A 24,135-nucleotide genomic window follows, 5' to 3' on the forward strand; every position below is an offset into this window, starting at 1 on the left:
TCACATCTGCCGGGAGCTGATCAATGCGCCGAGCCCGCGGATCATCGCCGCAACATCAACAGGCTTTTCCCAGAGCAAGACATCGTGGAATTCAGGTGCAATGCTGACCTTGTCATAGCCCGTCGTGAACACGAAGGGTACGTGACGCGCCCGGAGCTCCTGCGCGATGGGAAAGGCCATTTCGTCGCGAATGTTCACGTCGAGCACCGCACCATCGACGATCGAGCCATCATGGAGGATGCGCAGCGCATCCTCCAGCTCGCCGACCGGTCCGGCGACTTCGGCGCCGAACGATCGAAACGCACGACTTATGTCATCGGCCAGGAAGTATTCGTCCTCCACGACGAGAATACGGCGTCCCGAGAGGGGCGCGCGCTCGCGGAACAAGGTTGCGGATGCCAACATGTTTCCTCCAGCGCATGAAAGACCATTGGAACATACGGCGAAGGGCCGCCTTGGTGCAAACGAAGCATGCGATGGCGGGTTCCCGATGAGCAACCGTGACATCATTGTAATCGGTGGCTCCGCCGGCGCCACCGCACCCCTGAAGCAAATTCTGGCGGCGTTGCCCCTCGACTTGCCGGCGGCGATCTTCATCGTCCTGCACATTCCAGCCCAGGGCATCGGCATCCTGTCCACGGTTGCCGCTGCGGCCGGGAGGCTGCCGGTGCATCAGGCCGTCGACGGGATGACCTTCGAGCGCGGCCATATCTATCTGGCCGCACCCGACCACCACCTCTTGCTATCAGGAGATCACCTCCAGCTCGGACGCGGTCCGCGCGAGAACATGGTCCGTCCGGCGATCGACGCCCTGTTCCGCTCCGCGGCGGTGCACCACGGTCCCCGCGTGATCGGAATCGTGCTGAGCGGCTTGCTGTCGGACGGCGTTGCCGGGCTCCATGCCATCAAGCGCTGCGGCGGGATGGCCCTGGTCCAGGATCCCGCCGACGCGATCTCGCCCGAAATGCCGCAGCGCGCCCTGGAGGCAACGATCCCCGATCTCTGTGTCCCCGCTGCAAAGCTCGGCGACGTGCTGTCTGATCTTGCCCGGGAGGAGCCGGGTAGTGCGCTCCCGGTGGCTCCCGACATCCGCCTGGAGGTCGAGATCGCGGCCGGTGAAAGGATCGGAGCCGGAAGCCTCACCAAGATCGCCGACCCCGCGGCGCTGACCTGTCCCAGTTGCGGTGGGGTGCTGTCCGCCGTGAAGGGCGGCCACCCGATGCGGTTTCGCTGCCAGGTCGGCCATGCCTATACCGCCGACGCGCTCGCCAAGGAGCAGGAGGGACAGGTCGATGAAGCCTTGCGGGTGGCGCTGCGGATCATCGAGGAGCGTGCTGAGCTGGTGCAGCGCATGGCGGACGATGGGCGGCGCAGCGGCCGCGCCGCAGTCGCCGAGATGTACGATGCGCGCGCCGCCGAATATCGCGAATATGCCGACATGATCCGGCGGGTCGTGCTACACTCATTCGACCCGGCGATCCGCCCGCGAGCGACCTGAGGCATCACCATGGCCACCTCCCTTGCCGAGCGGACGGAGCAGCTCCACGTTGAGCAGCGCCTTCTTGTCAAGGCGGATGGCGACATCGACGAAGGTTGGTTGCGGATTCGCAGCCAGGAGGATCTGGTGCGCGAGCTCCGGGCCGGCGGGCATGACACACGGCAGGCCGAAAGGCTGGTTGATCTGCTCAAGCAAACCTTGTTGGAATGGGAGCGGCACCGCACCTTGATCGTCCAGCGGGTCAACTACCTCCAGCGCGAGGTCGATTCCCTGGCGCCCACGGCCGGTTGATCGGGGCCGGATTGCGTCGTCGAATATGGCAAGCAATTCCCGCCATTCAGCTGTTGGGATACCTTGAAATTCTGCTATTCCATGAGCTTGGGATCCGCGATCCCGGAGAGCGAAAGTAGCGTCTGATATGGATGAAGTCGGCAAAGCGCCGGGAGACGGGGAGCGTCAGGTCAAGGCCCCATTGATCATTGGCGTGGGTGCGTCGGCCGGCGCAATCGACAGCATCGAGCGCTTCTTCGGAAAGCTGACGCTGGGCGACGACCAGGCCATCGTGCTGGTGCTTCAGAATCGTGAGGCGCTCTCCGACCAGCGGCTGCATGCCGTCATCCAGCGTGCCGAGGGAGCCCAACTCTCCAATATCACCGACGGGATGACGCTCGAAGGCGGGACGATCTATCTCAGCCCCATGGCCATGATCACCACCATCCACGGTGGCCGCCTCGCGGTGCGGAAGGCGGAGCAGGGGCCGGGCGAACGGGCCACCATCGACAGCTTCCTCGTGTCGCTGGCGGAGGAGCGCGCCGAGCAATCCATCGGGGTGCTGCTCAGCGGAACCGACGGCGACGGCACGTTGGGCGCAGCCACCCTGAAGGATCACGGCGGCCTGGCAATCGCGGAAAAGGGCGCCGACGAGGATTCCAAGCATCTGGCCGACAGCAGCAACCCTGCAGCCATCGCCGACTATGTGCTGTCGCCTGAGGACATTCCCGAGCATATCCAGGTCTACGCGCGCCATCTGCGGCGCCTGGAGGAGAAGCAGGGTTTCGACGAGGTGCTGGCGGCCGCCGCGAGCTCGCTGTCACGCATCGCCGACATCCTGCGCAACAAGACCGGCAACGATTTCCACGGCTACAAGCAGAACACGTTTCTGCGCCGAGTTCAGCGCCGCATGCAGGTGGTGCAGATCGATGAGATCACCTCCTATGTCGATTTCCTGCGCAACGACAAGGACGAGGCGCAGAACCTCTTCAACGATCTTCTGATCGGCGTCACCGAGTTCTTTCGCGACAAGCGCGAATTCGAGGTTCTCGAGACGCAGATTATTCCGAAGATCTTCGAGAACAAGGGAATCGGGCAGCAGGTCCGTGTCTGGGTGCTCGGCTGCGCCACCGGCGAGGAAGCCTATTCGATCGGCATCCTGTTGCGGGAGCATATGGCGACGCTGGACTCTGCTCCGCAGGTCCAGATTTTCGCCACCGATATCGACGGAAGGGCGCTTGCGACCGCACGTGTCGGACGCTACCGCACCAATATCGAACAGGACATGACCCCCGAGCGCCTGGCGCGCTGGTTCGTCCGCGAGGGCGATACTTATTGCGTGGTCAAGGAACTCAGGGAGATGTGCATCTTCTCCCAGCACAACGTGATCAAGGACGCGCCGTTCTCGAAGCTCGATCTGGTCTCCTGCCGCAACTTGCTCATCTATCTGAACGCAGAGCTTCAGAACCGGGTCATCCCGCTGTTTCATTTTGCGCTGCTGCCGGACCGCTACCTGTTCCTCGGCAATTCCGAAAACGTGACGCGACATCCGAAGCTGTTCGCGCCCGTCGATCGTCGCGCCCGCATCTTCAGGAAGCTCGAGACCGGTACGCGGCTGCCGCCCGAGTTTCCGATTTCGACCGCGGCGGGTCGCGCTCCGGTCGAGGTGCCGCCGATCCGCTCCTTCGGTCCCGACGTCGGGCTGGAGCGCCGTGCGCAGCGGATCGCCGAGCGCTATGCGCCGGCCTATGTGATCACGGACGACAATTTCCAGATCCTGCACTTTTCCGGCCGCACGGGGCGCTATATCGAGCCGACGGCGGGCGCCGCCTCGCTCGATCTGCTTCAACTCGTGCATCGCGACCTCCGGCTGGAATTGCGGACGACGCTGAGCCGCGCCGCCGAGACCAACGAACCCGCTCATGCCGAGCAGATCCAGCTTGGCGTCAACGGCCATAGCGTGCTCGTCGACATCACGGTCGAGCCGATTCAGGACGGCGCCGGCGGTCACCGAAACTTCGTCGTCCTGTTCAAGGACGGTCCGGCGCGCGGCCTGGAAGCAAGCGATGGCAATGCCGGCAGCCTGGTGCGAACCGAGCATGTCGAGCGGCTCGAGAGCGATTTGCGGGCAACCCGTGAACGTCTCCAGGCAACGATCGAGGAGCTCGAGAGCACCAACGAGGAACTGAAATCCTCGAACGAGGAATACCAGTCGCTCAACGAAGAGCTGCAATCGGCCAATGAGGAACTCGAGACCTCGCGCGAGGAATTGCAATCGGTCAACGAGGAGCTGACTACAGTCAATGGCGAGCTGGCCCACCGTGTTCAGGAGCTGACCCGCGCCACCAGCGACTTGAAGAATTTTCTGGAAAGCACGCAGATCGCGACTGTCTTCCTGGACAACGATCTGCGCGTGATGAACTTCACGCCCGCGATCACCCAGATCCTGCATCTGGTGGAGACCGATACCGGCCGCCCCATCGCGCACATCAAGGCGCGCATTCCGATCGAGGAGCTCTACGATGACGTGCGTCGCGTGCTGCGCACGCTGGCCAGCGCCGAGCGCGAGCTGACTGCGCCGGACAGCGGCACGCGGTATATCGTCCGCATTCTGCCCTATCGCAGCATCGACAATTTCATTGCCGGCGTGGTCATCACCTTCATCGAGGTCACGGCGATCACGCGCGCGGAAGAGCGGCAGCGCCTTCTGCTCGCCGAGCTTCAGCATCGCGTGCGCAACACGCTCGGCGTTGTCAGGTCGATCGCGCGCCGTTCCGCAGAGACGAGCTCGACCGTCGAGGAATATTCAGCACATCTCGACGGCCGGCTGAACGCCTTTGCGCGGACGCAGGCGCTGGTGACGCGCGATCCCGAGGGCGGCGTCGATCTGGAATATCTCGTTGTCGAGGAGCTTCTCGCGTATAACGCGCGCGAGGGCGAACAGATGCGCGTGTCCGGGCCGGCGGTCCGTTTCCAGCCCAAGGCGGCGGAGACCTTTGCACTTGCCATCCACGAACTGGCCACCAATGCGCTCAAATATGGTGCGCTGGGCCAACCCTCGGGACGCCTGGAAATTTCCTGGCGCATCGACGAAGCGTCGACCCCGCCGCAACTGTTGTTCGACTGGCGCGAGCGGGGTGGGCCGGCCGTGGCGCAGCCGGCACGCAAGGGTTTTGGTTCGGAGCTTCTGGAGCGCACTTTGGCGTTCGACCTGAAGGGGCACACGACCATGTCCTTCAACGGGGCGGGGCTTCACTGCCAGATCGCGATTCCACTGACCAAGAGAACCTTTCACACGCCTTCGATGGACGGCTGATGCGCTCCCACGGCACCGATGGAGGTCTTGCACATGCGGTGATCCGCCGCCTCAATGTGTTGCGGCCCCTGTCCGAGGAAGCGGTCGCGGCGCTCGAGCACGCTATTCTCGAAGGTCTGTTTCGGGCGGGGCCGGGCGAGGATCTGGTTGCCGAAGGCGATCCGGTCGACAGCGTCCGGGTCGTGCTCTCGGGCTGGCTGTTCCGCCACAAGACGCTCGAGGACGGCCGGCGGCAGATCGTCAACTTCATCCTGCCCGGCGAGACCTGCGACGCCCATGCTTATCTGCTGCCGACGATCGACCATTCGATCACCACGGCCACGGCGGTTTCTTACGCCGAGATCAAACGCGCGCGTTTCGAGAAGCTCATAGCGAACGAGCGAACGCTTGCCGAAGCCTTCATGTGCGAGACGATATTGAACAATGCGATCCAGCGCGAGTGGGCGATCAATCTCGGACGTCGTGTCGCACTGGAGAAGGTCGCCCATCTGTTCTGCGAAATCTACGAGCGGCTTCGCCCGGTCGGACTGGTCGACGGTACTTCGTGCAGCTTCCCGATAACCCAGATGGATCTGGCCGACGCAACCGGGCTTTCCGTCGTCCACCTCAATCGTACCATCCAGGAACTGAGGGCGTCCGGGCTGATCACGCTGCGGGAGCGGACTCTGACGATTCCGGATCTGGATGCACTCAAGAGCGCGGCGCTGTTTTCACCGGGCTATTTGCAGCTCTACCGGTGAAGCTGATCGAGAAGCGTTTTCCACTCGCCACATTCGCCGAGGCCTTCAGCACCGCGTAAATTCACGCGGCGTTAACCTATGGAAATGCGGGAACCCGCGGCCGCACCCGAAGCTGCATCGGTCCGGGGCCTTTCGACTGACGTCACATCAGCCCGGGCGCCTGACCTCCAGATGGGGAGAATGATGATGCGGAGCGTCAAACACTATCGCGCCTTTCAAATTGATCCGGACGGGCATGTGTTCGGCTGCATCAATCTTGTCTGCGGTGACGACGAGCAAGCCAAGCGCGAAGCAGCTGCGCTCGTCCTCGTCCACCGCATCGAGCTATGGCGGCTCGACAGCCGCATCGCCCAGTTCGATCGTCCCCAGGAGATCGCCCGGCAAGAGGCACCTTTGGACGCTTAGGAACCGCGCGCGGCAATTCGGGTTGGTCGGATCGGACCAATCGATCGAGGACCCAGCATGGCGGATCCAGACGTTCGCAAGGGGATGCCGCCCGTCAAGCTGTCGCGTGAGGAATTCGAAAGCCGCTACAAGAGCCAGTTCGTCGATCCTGCCTTCGCTCCGCTCGCTCACGAACTCGACGCAATCGTCGGCGCCGCCTGGGATGCCTATAGCCATTCGCGCAAGGCGCCGATGACGCGCAAGGCGGGCGCAGGCTTTGCTGATCCCGACTACGATCTCGCCGTCGACTGGCTGGCCGCGCGCGATGCCGTCCTCGAAGCGCAGCGGCGGCACGACGATGCCGGAGCGACGCCGCGCATTCTCGTCATCAACGGCTCGGCGCGCAGCGAGCACACCTGTCCCGGCGAGATGTCCAAGACGTGGCGGATGGTCAAGCTCGCCGAGCCGGTTTTCACCGAGATGGGCTTTGCCGTCGACATCCTCGATCTCTCCCGCCTGACGTCCGAGTTCGGCAAGCACATTCATCCCTGCAAATCCTGCGTCTCCACCGCCATGCCGCTCTGCCACTGGCCGTGCAGTTGCTATCCGAACTATTCGCTGGGCCAGACCAGCGACTGGATGAACGAGATCTATCCGCTCTGGGTTGCCGCGCATGGCATCCTGATCGTGACGCCGGTGAACTGGTATCACGCGCCGGGCGGTCTCAAGGCGATGATGGATCGGCTGGTCTGCGCCGACGGCGGCAATCCGGACCCGACATCGACGCACGGCAAGAAGGCCGCCGAAGCAAAGGCGCTGGAGCTGAAGGGCTGGCCCTATCCGCGTCATCTCGCCGGCCGCCATTTCGGCCTCATCGTTCACGGCGACAGCGTCGGCGCCGAGGGCGTTCGCCGGACGCTGTCCGACTGGCTGACCGACATGCATCTGATCTCCACGGGCCGCTTCGGTGAGATGGACGGCTACGTCGGCTACATGGAGCCATATGCGACCTCTCACCGGGAGCTGGACGAAGATCGTGCGTTTCAGCAGGAGGTGCTGAATGCAGCCAAGACGCTTGGCCGCGCTGTGAAGCTCGCCCGGAGCGGGCAGCTGTTGGAACCGGGTGCCGGTCTCGAAGAGCCGGCCCCGAAATGACCGCCTGAAAGGACGACGAATGCTGGAAGAGAAGCTCAGGGAAGCCATCGTCGGAGAGCTCAAGCGTCAGGCGGCCAACCGGCCGCAGGCGCTGAAGGTCGAGGGCTCTGCGGAAGAGCTGATCGTCAACGGAAAGATCGACTTGGCCGACCTCGTCATGGTGATCGTCGGCTCGGTCGCCGGCGGCCCATAGCGCTAAAGCATCGCCTTGAGCTTCAGCGCATCGGCAGGGGCCGCGCTCTTCTGGTCGTTGTCGAAATAGACATAGACGTCGCAGCCTTGCCGCTTCCAGGATGTGATGCGCCGCGCCCATTGCGTCAGCGTCGAGCGGCCATAGTGGCCGTAATAGCGTCCGCCCGGCCCGTGGCCGCGCACATAGACGAAATCTGCCGTGCGCTTCCAGGGCGCCGGTGCATCGTGATGGTCCGACAGGCAGAGCGAGATGTTCTGGTCAGCGAGCATCCTGAGAATGCGGGGTTGGTACCAGCTTGGGTGTCGAAATTCGAAGCTATAGCGGCGCTTCTTGGTGAGCAGCTTGAAGAACGATGCGAGCCTGTCGGGATTTGCCTCGAACCGGGGCGGCAACTGAAACAGGATCGGTCCGGCTTTGCCGCCCAAAGAGGAGATGCGATCCTCCAGCAATGCGAGGCTGTTTTCGCTGGCGTCGGACAGGCGCTTCCAATGCGTGATGAATTTGGATGCCTTCCAGGTGAAGACAAAATCCTCATCCGTCTGATCCCGCCATGCCTTCACGGCTTGCGGTGTCGGTGTCCGGTAGAACACGCCGTTGAGCTCGGTCGTCTCGAACCGGCTGGCATAGTAGCGAAGCTGCTCTTTCAGAGGCAGGCCATCCGGAAAGAAGGGACCGCGCCATGAATCGTAGTGCCAGCCGGAAGTACCGATCAGTACGCGTGACATCTCTGATAGCCGCTGTTGGTCGCGGTCGATCGAGCCGAGTCTCCTGCGAACAACGCCCTCGGCCGTTAGCGCCGCTTGGTCGCGCGAGCCTTGGTCGCGCGGCGATTATAGGGCGAACGATTGACCGGCTTGAGCGAGATACCTTCGCGTTGCGCCTTGCTGCGGATCGCGGCGATCGGGCGCTGAAGCTTGATGCTCATGACGCCGGTGGGCGTATTTCCCTTCGCGAGCTGCCGCAACATCTTGACGTCGGCCGTCGACCACGGCTGACGCGAGCGACGCTTGTACGAAGGGTTTGCTTTGCGCGGTCCCTTCTTGCCGATCGGCGAGCCGGGCCGCTTCCAGGTTGCTGTGCGTGCCATGTTGATCCTCCTGGAATCCTAAAGCACGAATCAGGGGGTTGGTTCCGACATCGGCTGCGTGCGCCCACGAAGCCGTCCGCGATCACAACTCTATCCTGCGGCCGAGTTCGACCAGCGCATTGCTGGGCATCTGGAACCGATCCACGGCATGTGCGGAATTGCGAACCATGAAGCCGAACAGGCTCGTTCGCCAGCGCGACAGCAGTGAGCTGCCGGGGCGATTGACCGGATCGTATCGCTCGACATAGTAGGTGGGCCGCTCCCAGGCGGGCAGCCCCTCGCGTTTTGCCTGTGCGATGACGGAGGGAAGATCGGGAATCTCGACGAAGCCGAAACGGACCATCATGTGCCACACGCCTTCGCCGAGCTGCTCGCATTTGACGCGATCGGGCGCGCTGATGCGCGGCACGGCTTCGAAACTGACGGTGAGGGCGATCACGGTCTGATGCAGCGACCGGGTCTGTCTCACGTAATTGACGATCATCGGCGGCACCCCCGTGCCAAGGCGCGTCAGGAACACGCCGGTCCCCGAGATCCGCGCGATATTTTCCTCGGCGAGCCGGGTGATGAATGCTTCGATTGGCTCCGAGCGCGCGGCATTCCGGCGATGCAGCCTGGCGACGCCGTCGTGCCAAACGAGCATGGCGGTAAACACCAGCGCACCGAAGGCGAGGGGTATCCATCCTCCGTCCAGGATCTTGAGCAGGTTGGCTCCCAAGAATGCCAGATCGACGATGCCGAGGGCACCGGCCAGGGCGATCGATCGCCAGATGCTCCAATGCCAGCGCGCGTGCATGACTGCGAACAAGAGCACCGTGGTGAGCACCATGGTGGTGGAGACGGCGGTCCCGTACGCACCCGCAAGACGGTCCGAGCTGCCAAATCCGATCGTGAGCGCGATGGTCAGGATCATCATGGTCCAGTTCACGAACGGAGCGTAGATCTGACCGTATTGGTCGGCGGAAGTCTGGAAGATCTGGACGCCCGGAAACCAGCCGAGCTGCATGGCTTGCCTGGTCATCGAGAACGAGCCGGTGATGATGGCCTGGCTCGCAATGATCGTCGCCAGCGTTGCAAGAAGGACCAGCGGGTAGACCGCCCAGGCCGGCGCCAGCAGGAAGAAAGGATTGCCGTCATTGTTTGGCGCATCGACGAAATTGCCGACTTGCCCGGCATAGTTCAGGACCAGGCCCGGGAGCACGATGCTGAACCAGGCGAGCCTGATGGGGGCCCGGCCGACATGTCCCATGTCAGCATAAAGCGCCTCGCCGCCGGTCAGGGCGAGAAACACGCCGCCAAGCAGCGCGAAACCGACGCGGCCGTGATCGAAGAGCAGCTTGATGCCGTAGCTCGGGTTGAGTGCGGCCAGTACACCGACGTGACGGGCGATGCCCAGCAACCCGAGCACTCCCATCGTGATAAACCAGAGCAGCATGATCGGGCCGAATGCCCGTCCGACGATTGCCGTGCCGCGGCTCTGGAGCGCGAACAGCCCGGTGAGGATCGCGACCGCGATCGGCATCGTGTACGGCTTGAAGACCGACGTCGCCACGTTCAAGCCTTCGACGGCACTCAAGACCGAGATGGCCGGCGTGATGATGCCATCGCCGTAGATCAAGGCGGCGCCGAACAGCCCGGCCATGATCAACCAGCGCCCTCGACGCGACCCGCGTGTCCCCGTGATCGCCATCAGCGCCAGGATGCCACCTTCGCCGTGATTGTCGGCGCGCATGACGAAGAGGCCGTATTTGATCGAGATGGTGATGATCAGGGCCCAGATGATCAGCGACAGCGAGCCGAGCGCTGCCTCCGCGGAGAAGTCCTGGCCCATGATCTGCCTGATCGTTTGCAACGTATACAGGGGGCTCGTGCCCAGATCGCCGTAGACGATCCCGAGTGCAAGCAGGATCGTGGAGGGACTTGGCGATCGTTCGACGCGAGCTTGGGGGGAACCGGTCCCGCCGGTTTTGGCGCAAAGAGCTGATGTCGAGGTGCTAGACATCAGGCCGAACGGGATCGTTCGGATGTTGTGTCGTGATCCACCGGATTGAATCGGTCGCTGGGCATGACCGGTTAACGCGCGCCGCCGGGATTGTTCCGATTCACTGGCGGAGTTCCCATCGTGCACGGTGCAACGTGCGGCCGACCTACAGGCGGACGGCTTCACCGCTGCGAACGCTCTCGTCCGCGGCAAAGACGATGCGCAGTGAGTTGATCGCGTCCTCGTGATGTTCGGACAGGTCGATCTCGCCGCGGATCGCCCCGAGAAACAGCCGCTGCTCGCGCTCGCAGAGCTCCTGGTGGTGGGGTTCGTCGGCTGTCGAGAGGAGTTCGTCAGGCCTTGCGAAACGCCCCCCGGGGCTACGAGCCGCGTAATGAATACGAAGCGCGTTGGTCTGGGTATGGGTGTCGTGGTCCGCCGAACTCGCAGCCGGCCCGGTGCTCTCCTTCGCAACGATCGACACGCTGCCGTTCGGCCCGATGATGTCCTTCACGAAATGAGCGGTCTCGCTCATCATCGGTCCCCAGCCGACCTCGTACCAGCCGACCGATCCGTCGTCGAACACGATGTGAAGATGGCCGTAATTGTGCATGTCGGGCGCGATCTCGTCCGTGAGCCGCGCCCCGACGGCATGGACCATGACAGGACGCGCGCGCGTCACCTGGCACATGATGTCGACATAGTGGACGCCGCAATCGACGATCGGCGAAGTCGACAGCATGAGCTTCTTGTGGACCTCCCAGAAGGAGCCGTCCGATTGCTGGTTGAGGTTCATGCGCAGGACGAGCGGCTTTCCGAGCGTACGGCCGATCTCGACGAAGCGCGACCATGACGGGTGGACGCGCAGGATGTAGCCGATCAGCAGCGCCCTTCCGCTCGTCCGCGCGGCGTCGACCACGCGCCTGGCTGATACCAGGGTGTCGGCGAGGGGCTTTTCGCAGAACACATGCGCGCCGGCCGCGAAAGCCTGAAGCGCCATGGCGGCGTGATGTTCGGTGTAGGTACAAATCGCGACGGCATCCGGACGCAGCGTCGCGAGAGCCTCGTCGTATCGTTCGAAACGCGGCACACCGGGAAACTCGCCCTCGAGGTCGTGGCGCTCGGCCGCACGGGAGGTGCAGAGGCCTGCGAGCTCGAAGCCTTCGATCGCTCTGTAGGCGCGGGCGTGGCTGGTTCCCATGGTGCCGAGGCCAACGACGAGAACGCGAACTCGCTGTTCGGTCGAAACGGTTGGCGAGGGCATGGCTCAAATCCTTCAGTCGAAACAATGCCAGGTCGATCCGTGAATCAGGAATTGCCAGCAGATGGGCTACCCTCGATCCAGGTTTGGAGCACGCGCAAGTCGTCGCCGAGATGCACGAGGCTCGCCAGACATCCGGGCGCGATGCGGCCGAGCTCGGTTTCACGCCGCAGAAATGTCGCCGGAACGCGCGACGCCATTGCGAGGGCATCGGCGAGATCGAGCCCCACGACATTGACTGCATAGCGCACGGCCCCGTCCATTGTCAGAACCGAACCGGCGAGCGTTCCGTCGTCGAGGCGCAGGCAGCCGTCTGCGCACGTCACGCGGCGGCCCTGGAGATCGAAATTGTCGGGTCCACCGGCGGCCGGCGGCATCGCGTCGGTGATCAACATGAACCGATCGTGCCGCTTGGCGGCAAGGGCGACGCGCAGGTTCGCCGCGTGGACATGATGGCCATCGGCGATGATGCCGACGAACGCTTCGTCGAGATCGAGCGCGGCACCAACCATACCCGGCTCGCGTCCGACCGGCGCACTCATCGCATTGAACAAATGGGTGAACGCGCGCGCGCCCGCGCCGACGGCGGCGCGCGCCTCCTCGTAGCTCGCTTCCGAATGGCCGAGCGAGACGAGCACGCCGTGCCCGGCGAGTTCGGCGATGCTTTCCACGCTGATCCGATTGGGTGCGAGCGTCAGCATGACCGCGCCGCAATTCGCGTTGGCGATCGTCGTGACGTCGCTGGCCTCGAGGCTGCGGATGTATTTCAGCTCGTGCGCGCCCTTGCGGCGCGGGTCGAGGAACGGCCCTTCCAGATGGATGCCGAGGGTCGCCCGGGTCAGATGCCGTGCCTCGCGCGTTGCGGCAATCGCCGACGCCATCACTTGCGGCGCATCGGTGACCAGCGTCGGCAGCAGCCCGACGGTCCCGAATCTGCGATGTGCGGCGGCGATGCGGGCGATGCCTTCGGGCGTCGGATCCTCGTTGAACAGGACCCCGCCGCCACCATTGACCTGGACGTCGATATAGCCGGGCGCAAGCAGGCCGCCGCCGAGATCGCGCACGGCACCGTCAGGCCTCTCGGAGTAAGGGACGATTGCGGCGATGCGCTCGCCTTCGATGACAACGGCATGGTCATCGAGAAAGCGTTCGCCGTCGAAAATTCGCGCGCCGGACAGAACGATCATCAGACGGTCTCCGTCACCTTGCGCAGATTGCGCGGGCGGTCAGGATCGCGACCGAGGCGAAGCGCAAGCGCCTCGACAAGGCGGTAGAAGCGGTGGATCATGACGATCGGCTCCAGCAGGGTCGCCTCGACCTTTGCCGTGGCGAGGCGATGCGCCTCGTCACCGCCGCCCGCCTCGATTGCAATCACCGTGGCGCCGGCATCGGCGAGAGCCGTGAGCGTCGGCAGCATGCCTTCGCGCGCCGCGTCCGACGGCACGAAGGCGATGACGGGAAAGCCTGAGGCCACAAGTTCAGCCGGGCCATGCAGCACCTCGGCGGCGGAGTAGGCCTCGGCATGAATCGCGCAGGTTTCCTTGAGCTTCAGCGCCGCCTCCGCGGCGATCGCGAGCGTGGCGCCGCGGCCCAGCACGAAAGCGCTGCGCGCATTGGCGAGTTGTTCCAGCATCGCCGCGGGCGGCGGCGCCGCTTGTCCGCGCAGCACATCCGGCAGGCCGGTGAGAGCGTCTGTGAGCAGCCGATCCTCGCGCCAGGCCGCGACGAGGCTCGCGCCCGCGACGAGGCCCGCCACCATCGATTTGGTCGCGGCGACGGAACGTTCCGTGCCGGCGCACAATGGCAGCAGCACTTCGGCCCCTTGCGCCAGCGGTGAGGCCACGTCGTTGACCAGCGCGACGGCCAGCGCACCGCCACTTCGCGCGGCGCGCTGCATTTCGATGATGTCCGGGCTGCGTCCCGATTGCGAGATCGCGACGGAAACGCCGCCTTCGAGCCGCATGGGCGTGCGATAAAGCGTCGCGATCGAGGGGCCGATGGAGGCACAGGGCACCCCCGAAACGATCTCGACGAGGTATTTTAGATAGAGCGCGCAGCAGTCGGACGAGCCGCGGCCAATGGTCGTGACGACAGGCGGATCGAGGGCGCGCAGACGCGTCCCGAGCTCAGCGAGCCGCTCGGCATTCTGGCCCAGCTGGCGCGCGACCGCATCGCCTGCCTCGCCGATCTCCTGAAGCATGTGCGTCGTCATCGGTGCGCCTTTCGGGCCGGCGGCGACAGCGTGAGCTCGGAGACGAAGTCGTAGGCGTCGGCGCGGTACCAGGATTTCGTGAATTCGACGCAGGATCCATCGGCGAGATAGGCGATGCGCTGGATATAGAGCGCGGGGCTGTCCGGTGCGACCCCGAGCAATTCCGCATCCGCTCGATCAACGAGGGTCGCGCGCAAGCGCTGCAGGCCCCGCGCGGGCCTGAAGCCGCGCGCGGAGAGCGCCTCGTAAAGCGAGCCGCCGACGGAGTTCTGTTCGGGAAGAAAGCGTATCGGCACGGCGGCGCGTTCGATCGCCATCGGCGAACCGTCGGCCAGGCGCAGGCGCCCGAGCCGGAATACGCGTTCGTTCGGCCGCACGCCAAGCATCATGGCCTCTTCCGGCGTCGGCAGGAACACCCCGCGTTCGAGCTCGCGCGAACTCGCCTCCAATCCGCGCAGCCGCATGTCTTCCGTGAAGCTCGTCAGGCGCGACGAGGGCTGCTCGACGCGCGGGGTCGCGCGATGGATGAAAGTGCCGGCGCCATGGCGGTGAAACAGCACGCCCTCGGCGATCAGATCGGCAATCGCCTTGCGCAGCGTGGTTCGCGACACGTCGAGCAGATCGCACAATATGCGCTCGGCCGGAAGCAATTGCGTCTCCGCGAAGCGTCCCGTCTCGATCTCGCGCCGAAGCGCGTCGACCACGGCACGATAGAGTTTCTGGCCCGGCGCGGTTTCGACCGTCAGGGACATGCCGCGTCCTCCGGGAGCGTTCCGCCGGCGAGCAGGATCGCGCCGTCGACCGCGTCGCGCCGCGGCGGAGCGAGGCGCTTGGCCACATCAGGCGGCAAAAAGGGACGCAAGGGCTCGCCGAAGCCGCCGGCAAGCGCGATGCGCTCGGCGCCGAGGGCGCTCAGCGCGTTCGCGAGCGCTGCAATCGCGCTGGCTGCTTCGCCGACGATTTCACGCGCGCGCATATCCCCTGACCTGGCGACGTCCAGGATCTGGGGCGCGAAGGCGCCGTAGTCTCTGGGCCTCGCGTCCGCTGCCCAGCGGCTCATCCGCAATGGATCGTCACCGAAATGGCGCCCGAGCGCCTGCGCAAGCCCGCTCATCGGCTCGAGGCCATCGATCGCCCGCAGCGTCGCGCGCAGCGCCGACTCGCCGAGGCGCGCGGCAGATCCGTCGTCGCCGAGCCAGAAACCGCGGCCGCCGATGATGGCCGTTCGAGCTCCGACGCGCGCGATGCCCGCCGAGCCGGTGCCCGCGATGATCAGGCCGCCGTCACCGAGGCCATTGGCGCCGACGCAGGCTGCGACCGCATCATTGACCGCGACGATGCGCGCAAAACCGGGCAGGGCGGCGGAGACGCGCTCTGCTTCCTTGTCATCCGAAAGCCCGGCAAGGCTGAGCCCGACGGCGATCTCGTGCCTTGGCGCGCCGGCAGCAATTGCGGAGTCCATCGTTTCGCGGACGACGCGCATGGCCTCGTCGAAATCGAGATAGATGTTCGAAGCCGGCCCGAGGCCATGCCCGAGCTCGCGGCCCGACGAATCCCGCAGTCTCGCGCGGCAGCGCGTCCCGCCGCCGTCCACACCGAGAAAGAACTGGGCCGTCGCCGTCGCCAAGGAGCCTCCTAAAAAATTTCTTAACGCCTCTAGACAAGAGGTATGTCACGTGGCTAAAACAAATACAAGAGGTATCTACCATTGGTATTCACGATGTCGGTACTGCGGAGCTCGAAGGCGGACGGGGAGGGGCGCGGCGGTACGACCGGCGCCGAGGCGCTGTTCGCTGAGGCGATGCTCGCATCCTACCGTCGGGCGATCGCTTCCGTGACCGCTGCCACCGGCGACATCCGCGCCGCCGCGCTTCGCCTTGCTGCGATCTGGCGAGCAGGCGGGCGTCTGGTCTATGCGGGCGCAGGCTCCTCCGGTCTTGCGGCCGCCGAAGATGCCGCCGAGCTTCCCGGTACCTTCGGCCTCGAGCAGAGCCGTATCGCAATTGTTCTGCCCGGCGGCATCGCCGAGCCGTTCCGCATTGATGGCGCCGCGGAGGACGATGCCGCAGCCGGCGAGCGGGCTATGACCGCGCTCGGCGATCTCTCTCGGGATGCCGTGATTGTCGTATCGGCGAGCGGCTCGACGCCGTTCACCGTCGCAGCCGCCGCCGCGGCGCGTCGCCGCGGCGCTTTCGTGGTCGCGATCGCGCATCGCCTAGGTTCACCCTTGCTCGTCGGTGCCGACGTGTCGATTCTGCTCGAAAGCGGGGAGGAGGCGCTGCGCGGCTCGACCCGGCTTGCGGCCGGCGCAGCGCAAAAGGCCGCGCTCGGCATGCTCTCATCGCTGATGGGATTCGAGTTGGGACACATCCACCAGGGCCTCATGGTCAACCTGAAGGCCGACAATGCCAAATTGCGCGAACGGGCGCGGGGGATCGTCGCAACAATCGCCGGCGTCAGCGATGCCAAGGCGGAAGCGGCGCTGCGGCAGGCCGGCGGCGAGGTCAAGCCGGCAATCCTGATTGCCTGCGGTATCGTCAGCATGAGCGAAGCCGTCGGGCGGCTCGCTGTTGCGGAAGGTCGGATCGACGAAGCGTTGCGTCAATGGAATCACGGGCGAAAACCCGAACAAGGGAGCGTAGCATGAGACGGACATTCAAGGCTGCAATGGGAGCTGAGGTTGCCGCGTTGGCGTTGCTTGCGGGGCTTGCGTCGGCCCAGGCAGGCTCGTTGAAGATCGAGAGCTGGCGCAACGACGATGCCGACATCTGGAACTCGAAGATCATTCCCGCCTTCAATAAGCATTATCCCGACATCAAGATCGAGTTCGCGCCATCGGCGCCCAAGGAATACAACGCCGCCCTCAACGCGCGGCTCGATGGCGGCACCGCCGGCGACCTCATCACATGCCGTCCGTTCGACGCCTCGCTCGCGCTCTATCAGAAGCATCAGCTCGACGCGGTCGACGGCCTCAATGGCATGGACAATTTCTCCGATGTCGCGAAGGCCGCATGGCAAACCGATGACGGCAAAACCACCTTTTGCGTGCCGATCGCGTCCGTCATCGCGGGGTTCATCTACAACAAGGAAGCCTTCGCCAAGGTCGGCGTGTCCGAGCCGAAGACGCTCGAGGAATTCCACGCCGTGCTCGACAAGCTGAAGAAGGACGGGACCTATGTCCCGCTGGTGATGGGCACGGCGGACCAGTGGGAGGCCGCGACCATGGGATTCCAGAACATCGGTCCCGACTATTGGAAGGGCGAGACCGGTCGCGCCAACCTGATTGCGGGCAAGGAGAAGCTGACGGATCCGCAATACATCGCGGCCTTCAAGGAGATCGCAAGCTGGGCGCCCTATCTCGGGTCGGGCTTTCAGGCGCAGACCTATGCTGACAGTCAGAACCTGTTCTCGCTCGGCAAGGGCGCGATCTATGCGGCTGGCTCGTGGGACATCTCGACGTTCCGCGGACAGGCGAAGTTCGCCATGGGTGCATTCCCGCCGCCGCAGCCGGCCGGCACGACGGATTGCTACATTTCCGATCACACCGACATCGCGATGGGCGTCAACGCAGCGTCGAAGAACAAGGACGACGCCAAGAAGTTCCTGGAATGGCTGACCACGCCGGAATTCGCGACGATCTACGCCAATGCGCTTCCAGGCTTCTTCCCCCTCGCCAAGACTCCGGTGAAGGTCGACGACGACGTCGCGGCGACGATGGTCGGATGGCGTCAGACCTGCAAGTCGACGATCCGCAACTCGTATCAGATCCTGTCGCGCGGCACGCCGAATCTGGAAAACGAGCTTTGGAACGTTTCGGCGCAGGTCGTCAACGGCAAGCTGACGCCCGAGGCCGCCGGCAAGCAACTGCAGGATGGCCTCGACAAGTGGTACAAGCCCGCCAAGTGATACCAGTCCCTCTCTCCGCTTTGGCGGGGAGAGGGATTTTTCTCGTTTGGTTCGATAGTTGCTGCACCCGCCGCGAGCCCATGGCGCAAGCCTCAAGCGCGGAGAGGGACGATAGCGCACGGTAGGTTCAATCTTTTCCGTCATGCCCGAATCGGTCTCGAACATCACCGCTCAGATGCCTCGCGCCAAGCTCGCGGGCCTTCTGCTGTTCTTCCTCGGACCGGCGGTCGCGATCTACACCTTGTTCTCGATCTATCCGCTCGTCGCGACCATGGCGTTATCCACCTACACAAGCGATCCGTCCGGCGCCCGGTCTTTCGTCGGGCTTGCCAACTTCAAAACGCTGCTCGGTGACGCGCTGTGGTCGAAGCCGTTCTGGAATGCCCTCGGCAACAATCTGATATTCTTCGCCGTGCATATGTGTGTTCAGAATCCTGTTGGCATCGCACTCGCGGGATTGCTGAGTCTGCCCGGCCTGAGGCTCAGGGGTTTTTATCGCACCGTGATGTTTCTCCCCACGATGCTTTCGGTCGTCATCGTCGGCTTCTCCTGGAATCTGATCCTTTCCCCGCTCTGGGGCGTCGCGGCCGGCGCGTTGAAGGCCGTGGGGCTGGGCTCACTGTTCGCTCCCTGGCTGGGGCTCGAATCGAGCGCACTCGTCACCCTGTCCCTCATCTCTGTCTGGCAATTCGTCGGCATTCCGATGATGTTGATCTACGCCGCGCTGCTCAACGTCCCCGACGAGTTGATCGATGCGGCACGCGTCGACGGACTCGGACAGTTTCGCATCTTCTTCCACATCAAGCTTCCGCTCGTCCTGCCGACGATCAGCCTGGTCTCGGTCTTGACCTTTGTCGCCAACTTCAACGCTTTCGATCTGATCTACTCGGTCAAGGGCGCGCTCGCGGGGCCGAATTTCGCCACCGACATCCTGGGCACGTTTTTCTACCGCACCTTCTTCGGCAATCAGCTCCAGCTCGGCAATCCGACCATGGGCTCAGCGGTCGCGACCGTGATGTTTTTCATCATTCTCCTCGGCCTTTGCCTGTATCTCTTCTTCGTGCAGCGGCGCATTCGCCGTTACGCTTTCTGAGGTAGCTGGCATGACGACGGAGCAGCGTGCAAGAAGCCTCGGCGTCCACGTCGTCCTGATCGCCTATAGCCTCCTTGCGGTCGGTCCAATCCTGCTCGTGGTGATGAATTCGTTCAAGGTGCGCAACGCCATCTTCGGCAGCCCGCTCGCGCCGCCGGAGGCCGCGACCTTCAGCCTCATCGGCTATGAGAAGGTTTTCCGCTCCTCCCATATCCTGACCTACTATTCGAATTCGCTGATCGTGACCCTCGTCAGCATGGCGCTCGTGCTGCTGTTCGGCGCGATGGCAGCCTGGGCGCTGACCGAATACCGCTTTCGCGGTTCGACGGCGCTGGCACTGTTCCTGTCGATCGGCATCATGGTGCCGATCCGGCTTGGCTCCGTCGCGATCCTCAACATGATGCGGTCTGCCGGCCTCAACGACACGCTGACCGCCTTGATCCTCGTCTATGTCGCGCAAGGCCTGCCGATGTCGATCTTCATATTGAGCGAGTTCATTCAGCAAATTCCCAAGGACTTGCGCGACGCCGCGCGCTGCGACGGCGTGCCGGAAACCCGCATCTTCTTCGAGGTGGTCGCCCCTCTGCTGCGCCCGGCGATCGCGACGGTCGCGGTCTTCACCATCGTGCCGATCTGGAACGACCTTTGGTTTCCGTTGATCCTGACCTCGAGTGACTCCACGCATACGGTCACGCTGGGCGTGCAGCAGTTTCTGGGCCAGTACATCACCGACTGGAATTCGGTGCTCGCCGCACTGTCGATGGCGATCCTGCCGGTCGTCATCATCTACGTGATCCTCTCGCGCCAACTCATCGCAGGCCTCACCTCCGGCGCGGTCAAATAGGTTGTCAGAATGGCCAATCTGCGCATCGAGCACCTCCACAAGCGTTATGGCGCGGCCACGGTGCTTAACGACGTCAATTTGAAGATCGAGGATGGCGAGTTCGTCGTTCTCGTGGGGCCGTCAGGCTGCGGCAAGTCGACGCTTCTGCGGATGATTGCCGGGCTCGACGGTGCATCGGGCGGCGACATTCATATCGCCGACAAACTCGTCAACACGCTCGCACCTGCCGATCGCGGCATCGCGATGGTGTTCCAGTCCTATGCGCTCTATCCGCACATGAACGTGCGCAAGAACATGACGTTCGGGTTGAAATTCACCGGGGTGCCGCCTGCCGAACGCGAGCGGCGCGTCACGGAAGCGGCCCGCATGCTGCGGCTCGACGAGTTGCTCGGGCGCTATCCGCGTGATCTCTCCGGCGGCCAGCGTCAGCGCGTTGCCATTGGCCGCGCGATCGTGCGCGAGCCTGCCGTTTTCCTGTTTGATGAGCCGCTCTCGAATCTCGATGCGGCCCTGCGCGTCTCGACGCGCGTCGAGATCGCGAATCTCCATCGAATGCTGAAGTCAACCATCGTCTATGTCACGCACGACCAGGTCGAGGCGATGACTCTCGCCGATCGCATCGTCGTGATGAACAAGGGTTGCATCGAGCAGGTCGGCAGGCCGCTGGATCTCTATTATGCACCCGCCAACCTGTTCGTCGCGGGCTTCATCGGCTCGCCTGCGATGAATTTCTTCGAGGGTAAGGTTGCCAGCGTCGAAGGTGCATGCGCGCGTGTGGACGGAGGCGGCTTTCGCAGCTTCGACCTGCCGGCGACCTCATTGAAGATGGGCGATACGCTGACGGTCGGCGTTCGTCCGGAGCATCTTGGCAGGCGAGAGGACGGTTCCTTCACCGTGGAAGGCGTCGTCGAACTGGTCGAACGTCTCGGCGAATCCTCATTCGCCTATGTGCGTCGCGCCGACGACAGGCTGTTCGTTGCCGAAGTCCGCGGTCGCCAGACGCCGACGCCCGGTGAGCGAATCGTACTCGCTGCGGCGAACCGGGATGTGCACGTCTTCGATGCCTCGGGCCTGCGGATATCAAGTCCGACCAATGCTTAAGCGGCCGACCGGCGTTGGCGCGGGCTGATCGCAAGCGAGCTTCGCAGCGAGAGGGATCAATCGTGACGGATATCGTACGCTATCTCACCCATCCTCAGGTGAATATTGATCCGGCGATCCCCGTACCATCCTGGGGCTTGAGCGCGATCGGCAGACATCGCACCGAGGCGATCACAGCGACGCGTCAGCTCTCGCGTACGACGCGGATCATCGCCAGCGGCGAGCGGAAGGCCATCCAGACCGCGGAGATCATTGCGGCAAAGCTGAAGATCGATGTCGAGGTCCGGAAGGCGATGCACGAGAATGACCGATCGGCAACGGGCTTTCTGATGCAGGACGAGTTTCAAGCGGTCGCCAATCAGTTTTTTGCTCAGCCCCAGATCAGCGTTCGGGGCTGGGAGCGGGCTGTCGACGCCCAACTGCGCATCGTGCGCGAGGTCGAACGGGCCCTGGCTCGGAATGATCAGGGCGACGTGCTCTTTGTCGGGCACGGCGGGGTGGGCACTCTGCTCTATTGCCATTACATGGGTGTTGCGATTGATCGGTCCTGCGACCAGCCTGCCGACGGCGGTTATTTCTTTGCGTTCACCAGAGAGGGCCGTCGCGTGCAACACTCCTGGCGTCGTCTTGAAGACCTGTGATCCGCACCCGCTGCATGTCGGCCGGCTGACGCGGGGAGGGCCGCCTGCGCCTCGGGTGAATTGACCGGTTTCGATCAGGCCACCCAGCTGGCGACCAGGCCTATGGTCGCCGCGAATATTGCGGTGACGGTGATCCAGCCGAGCGCCTTCATGCCCGGGCTGTTGACCTCGTCCCCCATCAATCTGCGGTCGCTGGTCATCAGCAGAATCAGGAGCATCAGCGGCGGCGTCGAGAAGCCCTGCACGATGCCTGAATAGACCAGGGCCTTCATCGGATTGAAGCCGAGGAAATTGAGAAGCACCGCAGCTGCCGTAAAGCCGGCGATGGAGAGATAGAACCGGCCGGCGTCGGCCGGGCGCGCGTTGAGCGAGCTCTTCCAACCGAGCGTCTGGCAGAAATCATAGGCTGCGCCCGTGGTCATCACGGGAACGGCGAGGAAACCGACGGCAATGATCCCGATGCTGAACAGCGCGGCGGCGGCGTTGCCGGCCAGGGGCCGTAGCGCTTCGGCCGCTTCAGCCGTGGTGCTGATATCAGTCTGGCCGGCCTGATGCAGCGTCGCCCCTGTCGAAAGAATGATGAAGTACATGATGACATTTGAGAATGCCATTCCCATCAGAATGTCACGGCGCGACTGCGCGAGCTCGGAACCCATGCCGGCGCGACGCGCCCGTGCGTCGATGCGGCCGGCGGCAATCAGCTCCTCGACCTCGACATTGGACTGCCAAGTATAGAGATAGGCCGACAGTGTGGTGCCGATCACCGCGACGAGGATCGACAGAAACGCGTTGGAGAATTGGATGTGCGGAACGAGCGTGCCCCGCAGCACGGCCGGCGGATCGGGCGATGCGAGGACCGCCGATCCGACATATGCGAAGAGCGAGAGAGCCAACCAGCGGAAGATGTTGCGGATGAAGGTGTAAGATCCCCAAATCTGCAGCACCAGGATCGCGCCAGCAATCCCCAGAACCAGGGCGCCATGGGGGACCGCCACATACAGGTTGATCGCTGCAGCCATCGCACCGATATTCGCTCCGGCCTCGATCACGTTTCCGATCAGCACGCCGATCAGCGCGGGCCACATCAGCCATGGCGAGAAGTGCTCGCGAAGAACGGCAAACAATCCCTTGCCGGTGACGCGTCCGAGCTTGGCAGAGAGGAACACGACGGCGAACATCATCGGGAATGTCACCGGCGCCATCCAGAGCAAGGCGTAGCCGAACCGCGCGCCGGCGCTCGCATAGGTTCCGATCGCCGAGCAATCATCATCCGCAGCGCCGGTCACGAGGCCGAGGCCGAACGCGCGAGTGAGGCCTTTGGTTCTGCTGCCGGAAGCTGAGCCGTTAGTCGCGTCCATAACGGTCCTGCGATCGCCAGACGTTCATCGCGCCGGATCGGCAATCCTCAGCTGGCTGCGTGTCGCGCGTCCTGTGCGCCGTGGTGCAATGGCCGGTACCAAGGTCGGGGCATCCCCGGCTATCCGCAGCGCGAAATAGGCGATCGTTGCCTGAAGCCCGTCTTTCAGTTCGACGCGCGGGCGCCAGCCCAACGTCTGCGCCGCGGTGTCGATCATGGGCTTGCGCCGCTTGGGATCGTCCTTCGGCAACGCCTCAAAGCGGAGCGACGAGGCCGATTCCGTGTAGGTGAGCACCTCACGTGCGATCGCCTCGATGGTGACTTCGTGCGGATTGCCGAGATTGCAGGGGCCGGTCACCGAGGCGGGACTTTGCATCAGAAGCTGGAGCCCTCGCACGAGATCGTCGACGAAGCAGAAGCTCCGTGTCTGGGTACCTGCACCGTAGATGGTGATCGGCTCGCCGCGCAGAGCCTGCACGATGAAATTGGAGACGACGCGGCCGTCATTCTCCAGCATGCGCGGACCATAGGTGTTGAAGATGCGCGCGACCTTGATCTCGGTCCGATACATGCGATGGTAGTCGAACATCAGCGTCTCGGCGGCGCGCTTGCCCTCGTCATAGCAGGCGCGTGGACCAATCGGGTTGACGTTGCCGAGATAGGATTCCGGCTGTGGATGAATCTCCGGATCGCCGTAGACTTCACTGGTCGAGGCCTGAAGCACCCGCGCCCCCTTTCGCCGCGCGAGCTCGAGCATGTTGATCGTGCCGAGCACGCATGTCTTCATCGTCCCGACCGGGTCCGTCTGGTAATGCCGTGGCGAGGCAGGGCAGGCCAGACTGTAGATACTGTCGATATCGTCGTCGATCTCGACTTGGTCGCGCACGTCGTGCTCGACGAAGCGGAAGTTCGGGTGGTTGAGCAGTGGCCGGACATTGTCGATCGTGCCCGTGGACAGATTGTCGAGGCAGATCACCATGTTTCCGCGTTGCAGAAGTGCGTCGCAGAGGTGGGATCCGATGAAGCCGGCGCCGCCTGCGATCAGAACGACCGGAGGGCGTCGGGCTGCATGGATGCGGGTCTGGAGTGTCATGAA

General features: G+C 63.9%; 24 protein-coding genes. 13 read left to right on the forward strand and 11 right to left on the reverse strand.

Going from position 1 to position 24,135, the window contains the following annotated elements:
- Positions 1-405 carry a response regulator gene (locus tag ACVIIW_RS22945; protein WP_456702806.1) on the reverse strand — a complete coding sequence of 135 codons (405 nt, stop codon included), beginning with the start codon at positions 403-405 and terminating at the stop codon, positions 1-3.
- An 85-nt stretch (positions 406-490) separates the two neighbouring features.
- On the opposite strand from ACVIIW_RS22945, the gene ACVIIW_RS22950 reads away from it, so the two are divergent.
- The 7 genes from ACVIIW_RS22950 (at position 491) to ACVIIW_RS22980 (ending at position 7,556) form a co-directional block, all read left to right on the forward strand.
- Positions 491-1,498, forward strand: coding sequence for a chemotaxis protein CheB (locus ACVIIW_RS22950; RefSeq protein WP_456702807.1), 1,008 nt, complete (start codon positions 491-493; stop codon positions 1,496-1,498).
- Positions 1,499-1,507: 9 nt separating this feature from the next.
- Positions 1,508-1,789, forward strand: coding sequence for a hypothetical protein (locus ACVIIW_RS22955; protein WP_456702808.1), 282 nt, complete (start codon positions 1,508-1,510; stop codon positions 1,787-1,789).
- A 127-nt stretch (positions 1,790-1,916) separates the two neighbouring features.
- Positions 1,917-5,084: a CheR family methyltransferase gene (locus ACVIIW_RS22960; protein WP_456702809.1), complete on the forward strand. Its 3,168-nt coding sequence runs from the start codon at positions 1,917-1,919 to the stop codon at positions 5,082-5,084.
- Positions 5,084-5,824, forward strand: coding sequence for a Crp/Fnr family transcriptional regulator (locus tag ACVIIW_RS22965; RefSeq protein ID WP_456702810.1), 741 nt, complete (start codon positions 5,084-5,086; stop codon positions 5,822-5,824). The genes ACVIIW_RS22960 and ACVIIW_RS22965 overlap by 1 nt, the downstream gene beginning before the upstream one ends.
- A gap of 186 nt (positions 5,825-6,010) precedes the next feature.
- Positions 6,011-6,229: a hypothetical protein gene (locus ACVIIW_RS22970; RefSeq protein WP_456702811.1), complete on the forward strand. Its 219-nt coding sequence runs from the start codon at positions 6,011-6,013 to the stop codon at positions 6,227-6,229.
- A gap of 57 nt (positions 6,230-6,286) precedes the next feature.
- On the forward strand, positions 6,287-7,363 hold the full coding sequence (locus ACVIIW_RS22975; RefSeq protein ID WP_456702812.1) for a flavodoxin family protein: 1,077 nt from the start codon (positions 6,287-6,289) through the stop codon (positions 7,361-7,363).
- Between the two features lie 19 nt (positions 7,364-7,382).
- Positions 7,383-7,556, forward strand: coding sequence for a hypothetical protein (locus ACVIIW_RS22980; RefSeq protein ID WP_456702813.1), 174 nt, complete (start codon positions 7,383-7,385; stop codon positions 7,554-7,556).
- A gap of 2 nt (positions 7,557-7,558) precedes the next feature.
- Here ACVIIW_RS22980 and ACVIIW_RS22985 read toward each other — a convergent pair whose 3' ends face one another.
- From ACVIIW_RS22985 to ACVIIW_RS23020, 8 genes are all read right to left on the reverse strand, one after another.
- Positions 7,559-8,281, reverse strand: coding sequence for a DUF72 domain-containing protein (locus tag ACVIIW_RS22985; RefSeq protein ID WP_456702814.1), 723 nt, complete (start codon positions 8,279-8,281; stop codon positions 7,559-7,561).
- Positions 8,282-8,346: 65 nt separating this feature from the next.
- The gene (locus ACVIIW_RS22990; RefSeq protein WP_092226563.1) at positions 8,347-8,643 is read right to left on the reverse strand and encodes a hypothetical protein; all 297 of its coding nucleotides are present in this window, start codon (positions 8,641-8,643) and stop codon (positions 8,347-8,349) included.
- Positions 8,644-8,725: 82 nt separating this feature from the next.
- The gene (locus ACVIIW_RS22995; protein WP_456705236.1) at positions 8,726-10,552 is read right to left on the reverse strand and encodes a potassium transporter Kup; all 1,827 of its coding nucleotides are present in this window, start codon (positions 10,550-10,552) and stop codon (positions 8,726-8,728) included.
- Positions 10,553-10,790: 238 nt separating this feature from the next.
- On the reverse strand, positions 10,791-11,888 hold the full coding sequence (locus tag ACVIIW_RS23000) for a Gfo/Idh/MocA family protein (protein WP_456702815.1): 1,098 nt from the start codon (positions 11,886-11,888) through the stop codon (positions 10,791-10,793).
- Positions 11,889-11,932: 44 nt separating this feature from the next.
- A complete protein-coding gene (gene nagA, locus ACVIIW_RS23005) occupies positions 11,933-13,072 on the reverse strand; it encodes an N-acetylglucosamine-6-phosphate deacetylase (protein WP_456702816.1) in 1,140 nt (379 codons plus the stop codon).
- Positions 13,072-14,097, reverse strand: coding sequence for an SIS domain-containing protein (locus tag ACVIIW_RS23010; protein WP_456702817.1), 1,026 nt, complete (start codon positions 14,095-14,097; stop codon positions 13,072-13,074). The genes nagA and ACVIIW_RS23010 overlap by 1 nt, the downstream gene beginning before the upstream one ends.
- A complete protein-coding gene (locus tag ACVIIW_RS23015; protein WP_456702818.1) occupies positions 14,094-14,849 on the reverse strand; it encodes a GntR family transcriptional regulator in 756 nt (251 codons plus the stop codon). The genes ACVIIW_RS23010 and ACVIIW_RS23015 overlap by 4 nt, the downstream gene beginning before the upstream one ends.
- On the reverse strand, positions 14,840-15,724 hold the full coding sequence (locus tag ACVIIW_RS23020) for a BadF/BadG/BcrA/BcrD ATPase family protein (RefSeq protein ID WP_456702819.1): 885 nt from the start codon (positions 15,722-15,724) through the stop codon (positions 14,840-14,842). Before ACVIIW_RS23020 ends, ACVIIW_RS23015 begins: the two co-directional genes overlap by 10 nt.
- A 93-nt stretch (positions 15,725-15,817) precedes the next feature.
- On the opposite strand from ACVIIW_RS23020, the gene ACVIIW_RS23025 reads away from it, so the two are divergent.
- The 6 genes from ACVIIW_RS23025 (at position 15,818) to ACVIIW_RS23050 (ending at position 21,682) form a co-directional block, all read left to right on the forward strand.
- The gene (locus ACVIIW_RS23025; RefSeq protein ID WP_456702820.1) at positions 15,818-16,744 is read left to right on the forward strand and encodes an N-acetylmuramic acid 6-phosphate etherase; all 927 of its coding nucleotides are present in this window, start codon (positions 15,818-15,820) and stop codon (positions 16,742-16,744) included.
- Positions 16,741-18,003, forward strand: a complete 1,263-nt coding sequence (locus tag ACVIIW_RS23030) for an extracellular solute-binding protein (RefSeq protein ID WP_456702821.1) — start codon at positions 16,741-16,743, stop codon at positions 18,001-18,003. The genes ACVIIW_RS23025 and ACVIIW_RS23030 overlap by 4 nt, the downstream gene beginning before the upstream one ends.
- Before the next feature lie 142 nt (positions 18,004-18,145).
- Positions 18,146-19,096 carry a carbohydrate ABC transporter permease gene (locus ACVIIW_RS23035; protein WP_456702822.1) on the forward strand — a complete coding sequence of 317 codons (951 nt, stop codon included), beginning with the start codon at positions 18,146-18,148 and terminating at the stop codon, positions 19,094-19,096.
- A gap of 10 nt (positions 19,097-19,106) precedes the next feature.
- Positions 19,107-19,940 carry a carbohydrate ABC transporter permease gene (locus tag ACVIIW_RS23040; RefSeq protein WP_456702823.1) on the forward strand — a complete coding sequence of 278 codons (834 nt, stop codon included), beginning with the start codon at positions 19,107-19,109 and terminating at the stop codon, positions 19,938-19,940.
- 9 nt (positions 19,941-19,949) lie between these two features.
- On the forward strand, positions 19,950-21,041 hold the full coding sequence (locus tag ACVIIW_RS23045; protein ID WP_456702824.1) for an ABC transporter ATP-binding protein: 1,092 nt from the start codon (positions 19,950-19,952) through the stop codon (positions 21,039-21,041).
- A 62-nt stretch (positions 21,042-21,103) separates the two neighbouring features.
- Entirely contained in the window at positions 21,104-21,682 is a 579-nt protein-coding gene (locus tag ACVIIW_RS23050) for a histidine phosphatase family protein (protein WP_456702825.1), read from the forward strand.
- Positions 21,683-21,756: 74 nt separating this feature from the next.
- On the opposite strand, the gene ACVIIW_RS23055 is transcribed toward ACVIIW_RS23050, so the two are convergent.
- Together ACVIIW_RS23055 and ACVIIW_RS23060 are read right to left on the reverse strand one after the other, a co-directional pair.
- Positions 21,757-23,040, reverse strand: a complete 1,284-nt coding sequence (locus ACVIIW_RS23055; protein WP_456702826.1) for an NRAMP family divalent metal transporter — start codon at positions 23,038-23,040, stop codon at positions 21,757-21,759.
- A gap of 24 nt (positions 23,041-23,064) precedes the next feature.
- Positions 23,065-24,132, reverse strand: coding sequence for a UDP-glucuronic acid decarboxylase family protein (locus ACVIIW_RS23060; RefSeq protein ID WP_456702827.1), 1,068 nt, complete (start codon positions 24,130-24,132; stop codon positions 23,065-23,067).
- Between the last annotated feature and the right edge of the window lie 3 nt (positions 24,133-24,135).

This window comes from Bradyrhizobium sp. USDA 4449 (assembly GCF_054056275.1).

Bases quoted from the DNA above. Each gene is read 5' to 3' on its own strand.
- ACVIIW_RS22945 (WP_456702806.1), bottom strand. From the start codon at position 405: ATGTTGGCATCCGCAACCTTGTTCCGCGAGCGCGCGCCCCTCTCGGGA.
- ACVIIW_RS22950 (WP_456702807.1), top strand. From the start codon at position 491: ATGAGCAACCGTGACATCATTGTAATCGGTGGCTCCGCCGGCGCCACC.
- ACVIIW_RS22955 (WP_456702808.1), top strand. From the start codon at position 1,508: ATGGCCACCTCCCTTGCCGAGCGGACGGAGCAGCTCCACGTTGAGCAG.
- ACVIIW_RS22960 (WP_456702809.1), top strand. From the start codon at position 1,917: ATGGATGAAGTCGGCAAAGCGCCGGGAGACGGGGAGCGTCAGGTCAAG.
- ACVIIW_RS22965 (WP_456702810.1), top strand. From the start codon at position 5,084: ATGCGCTCCCACGGCACCGATGGAGGTCTTGCACATGCGGTGATCCGC.
- ACVIIW_RS22970 (WP_456702811.1), top strand. From the start codon at position 6,011: ATGCGGAGCGTCAAACACTATCGCGCCTTTCAAATTGATCCGGACGGG.
- ACVIIW_RS22975 (WP_456702812.1), top strand. From the start codon at position 6,287: ATGGCGGATCCAGACGTTCGCAAGGGGATGCCGCCCGTCAAGCTGTCG.
- ACVIIW_RS22980 (WP_456702813.1), top strand. From the start codon at position 7,383: ATGCTGGAAGAGAAGCTCAGGGAAGCCATCGTCGGAGAGCTCAAGCGT.
- ACVIIW_RS22985 (WP_456702814.1), bottom strand. From the start codon at position 8,281: ATGTCACGCGTACTGATCGGTACTTCCGGCTGGCACTACGATTCATGG.
- ACVIIW_RS22990 (WP_092226563.1), bottom strand. From the start codon at position 8,643: ATGGCACGCACAGCAACCTGGAAGCGGCCCGGCTCGCCGATCGGCAAG.
- ACVIIW_RS23000 (WP_456702815.1), bottom strand. From the start codon at position 11,888: ATGCCCTCGCCAACCGTTTCGACCGAACAGCGAGTTCGCGTTCTCGTC.
- nagA (WP_456702816.1), bottom strand. From the start codon at position 13,072: ATGATCGTTCTGTCCGGCGCGCGAATTTTCGACGGCGAACGCTTTCTC.
- ACVIIW_RS23010 (WP_456702817.1), bottom strand. From the start codon at position 14,097: ATGACGACGCACATGCTTCAGGAGATCGGCGAGGCAGGCGATGCGGTC.
- ACVIIW_RS23015 (WP_456702818.1), bottom strand. From the start codon at position 14,849: ATGTCCCTGACGGTCGAAACCGCGCCGGGCCAGAAACTCTATCGTGCC.
- ACVIIW_RS23025 (WP_456702820.1), top strand. From the start codon at position 15,818: ATGTCGGTACTGCGGAGCTCGAAGGCGGACGGGGAGGGGCGCGGCGGT.
- ACVIIW_RS23030 (WP_456702821.1), top strand. From the start codon at position 16,741: ATGAGACGGACATTCAAGGCTGCAATGGGAGCTGAGGTTGCCGCGTTG.
- ACVIIW_RS23035 (WP_456702822.1), top strand. From the start codon at position 18,146: ATGCCCGAATCGGTCTCGAACATCACCGCTCAGATGCCTCGCGCCAAG.
- ACVIIW_RS23040 (WP_456702823.1), top strand. From the start codon at position 19,107: ATGACGACGGAGCAGCGTGCAAGAAGCCTCGGCGTCCACGTCGTCCTG.
- ACVIIW_RS23045 (WP_456702824.1), top strand. From the start codon at position 19,950: ATGGCCAATCTGCGCATCGAGCACCTCCACAAGCGTTATGGCGCGGCC.
- ACVIIW_RS23055 (WP_456702826.1), bottom strand. From the start codon at position 23,040: ATGGACGCGACTAACGGCTCAGCTTCCGGCAGCAGAACCAAAGGCCTC.
- ACVIIW_RS23060 (WP_456702827.1), bottom strand. From the start codon at position 24,132: ATGACACTCCAGACCCGCATCCATGCAGCCCGACGCCCTCCGGTCGTT.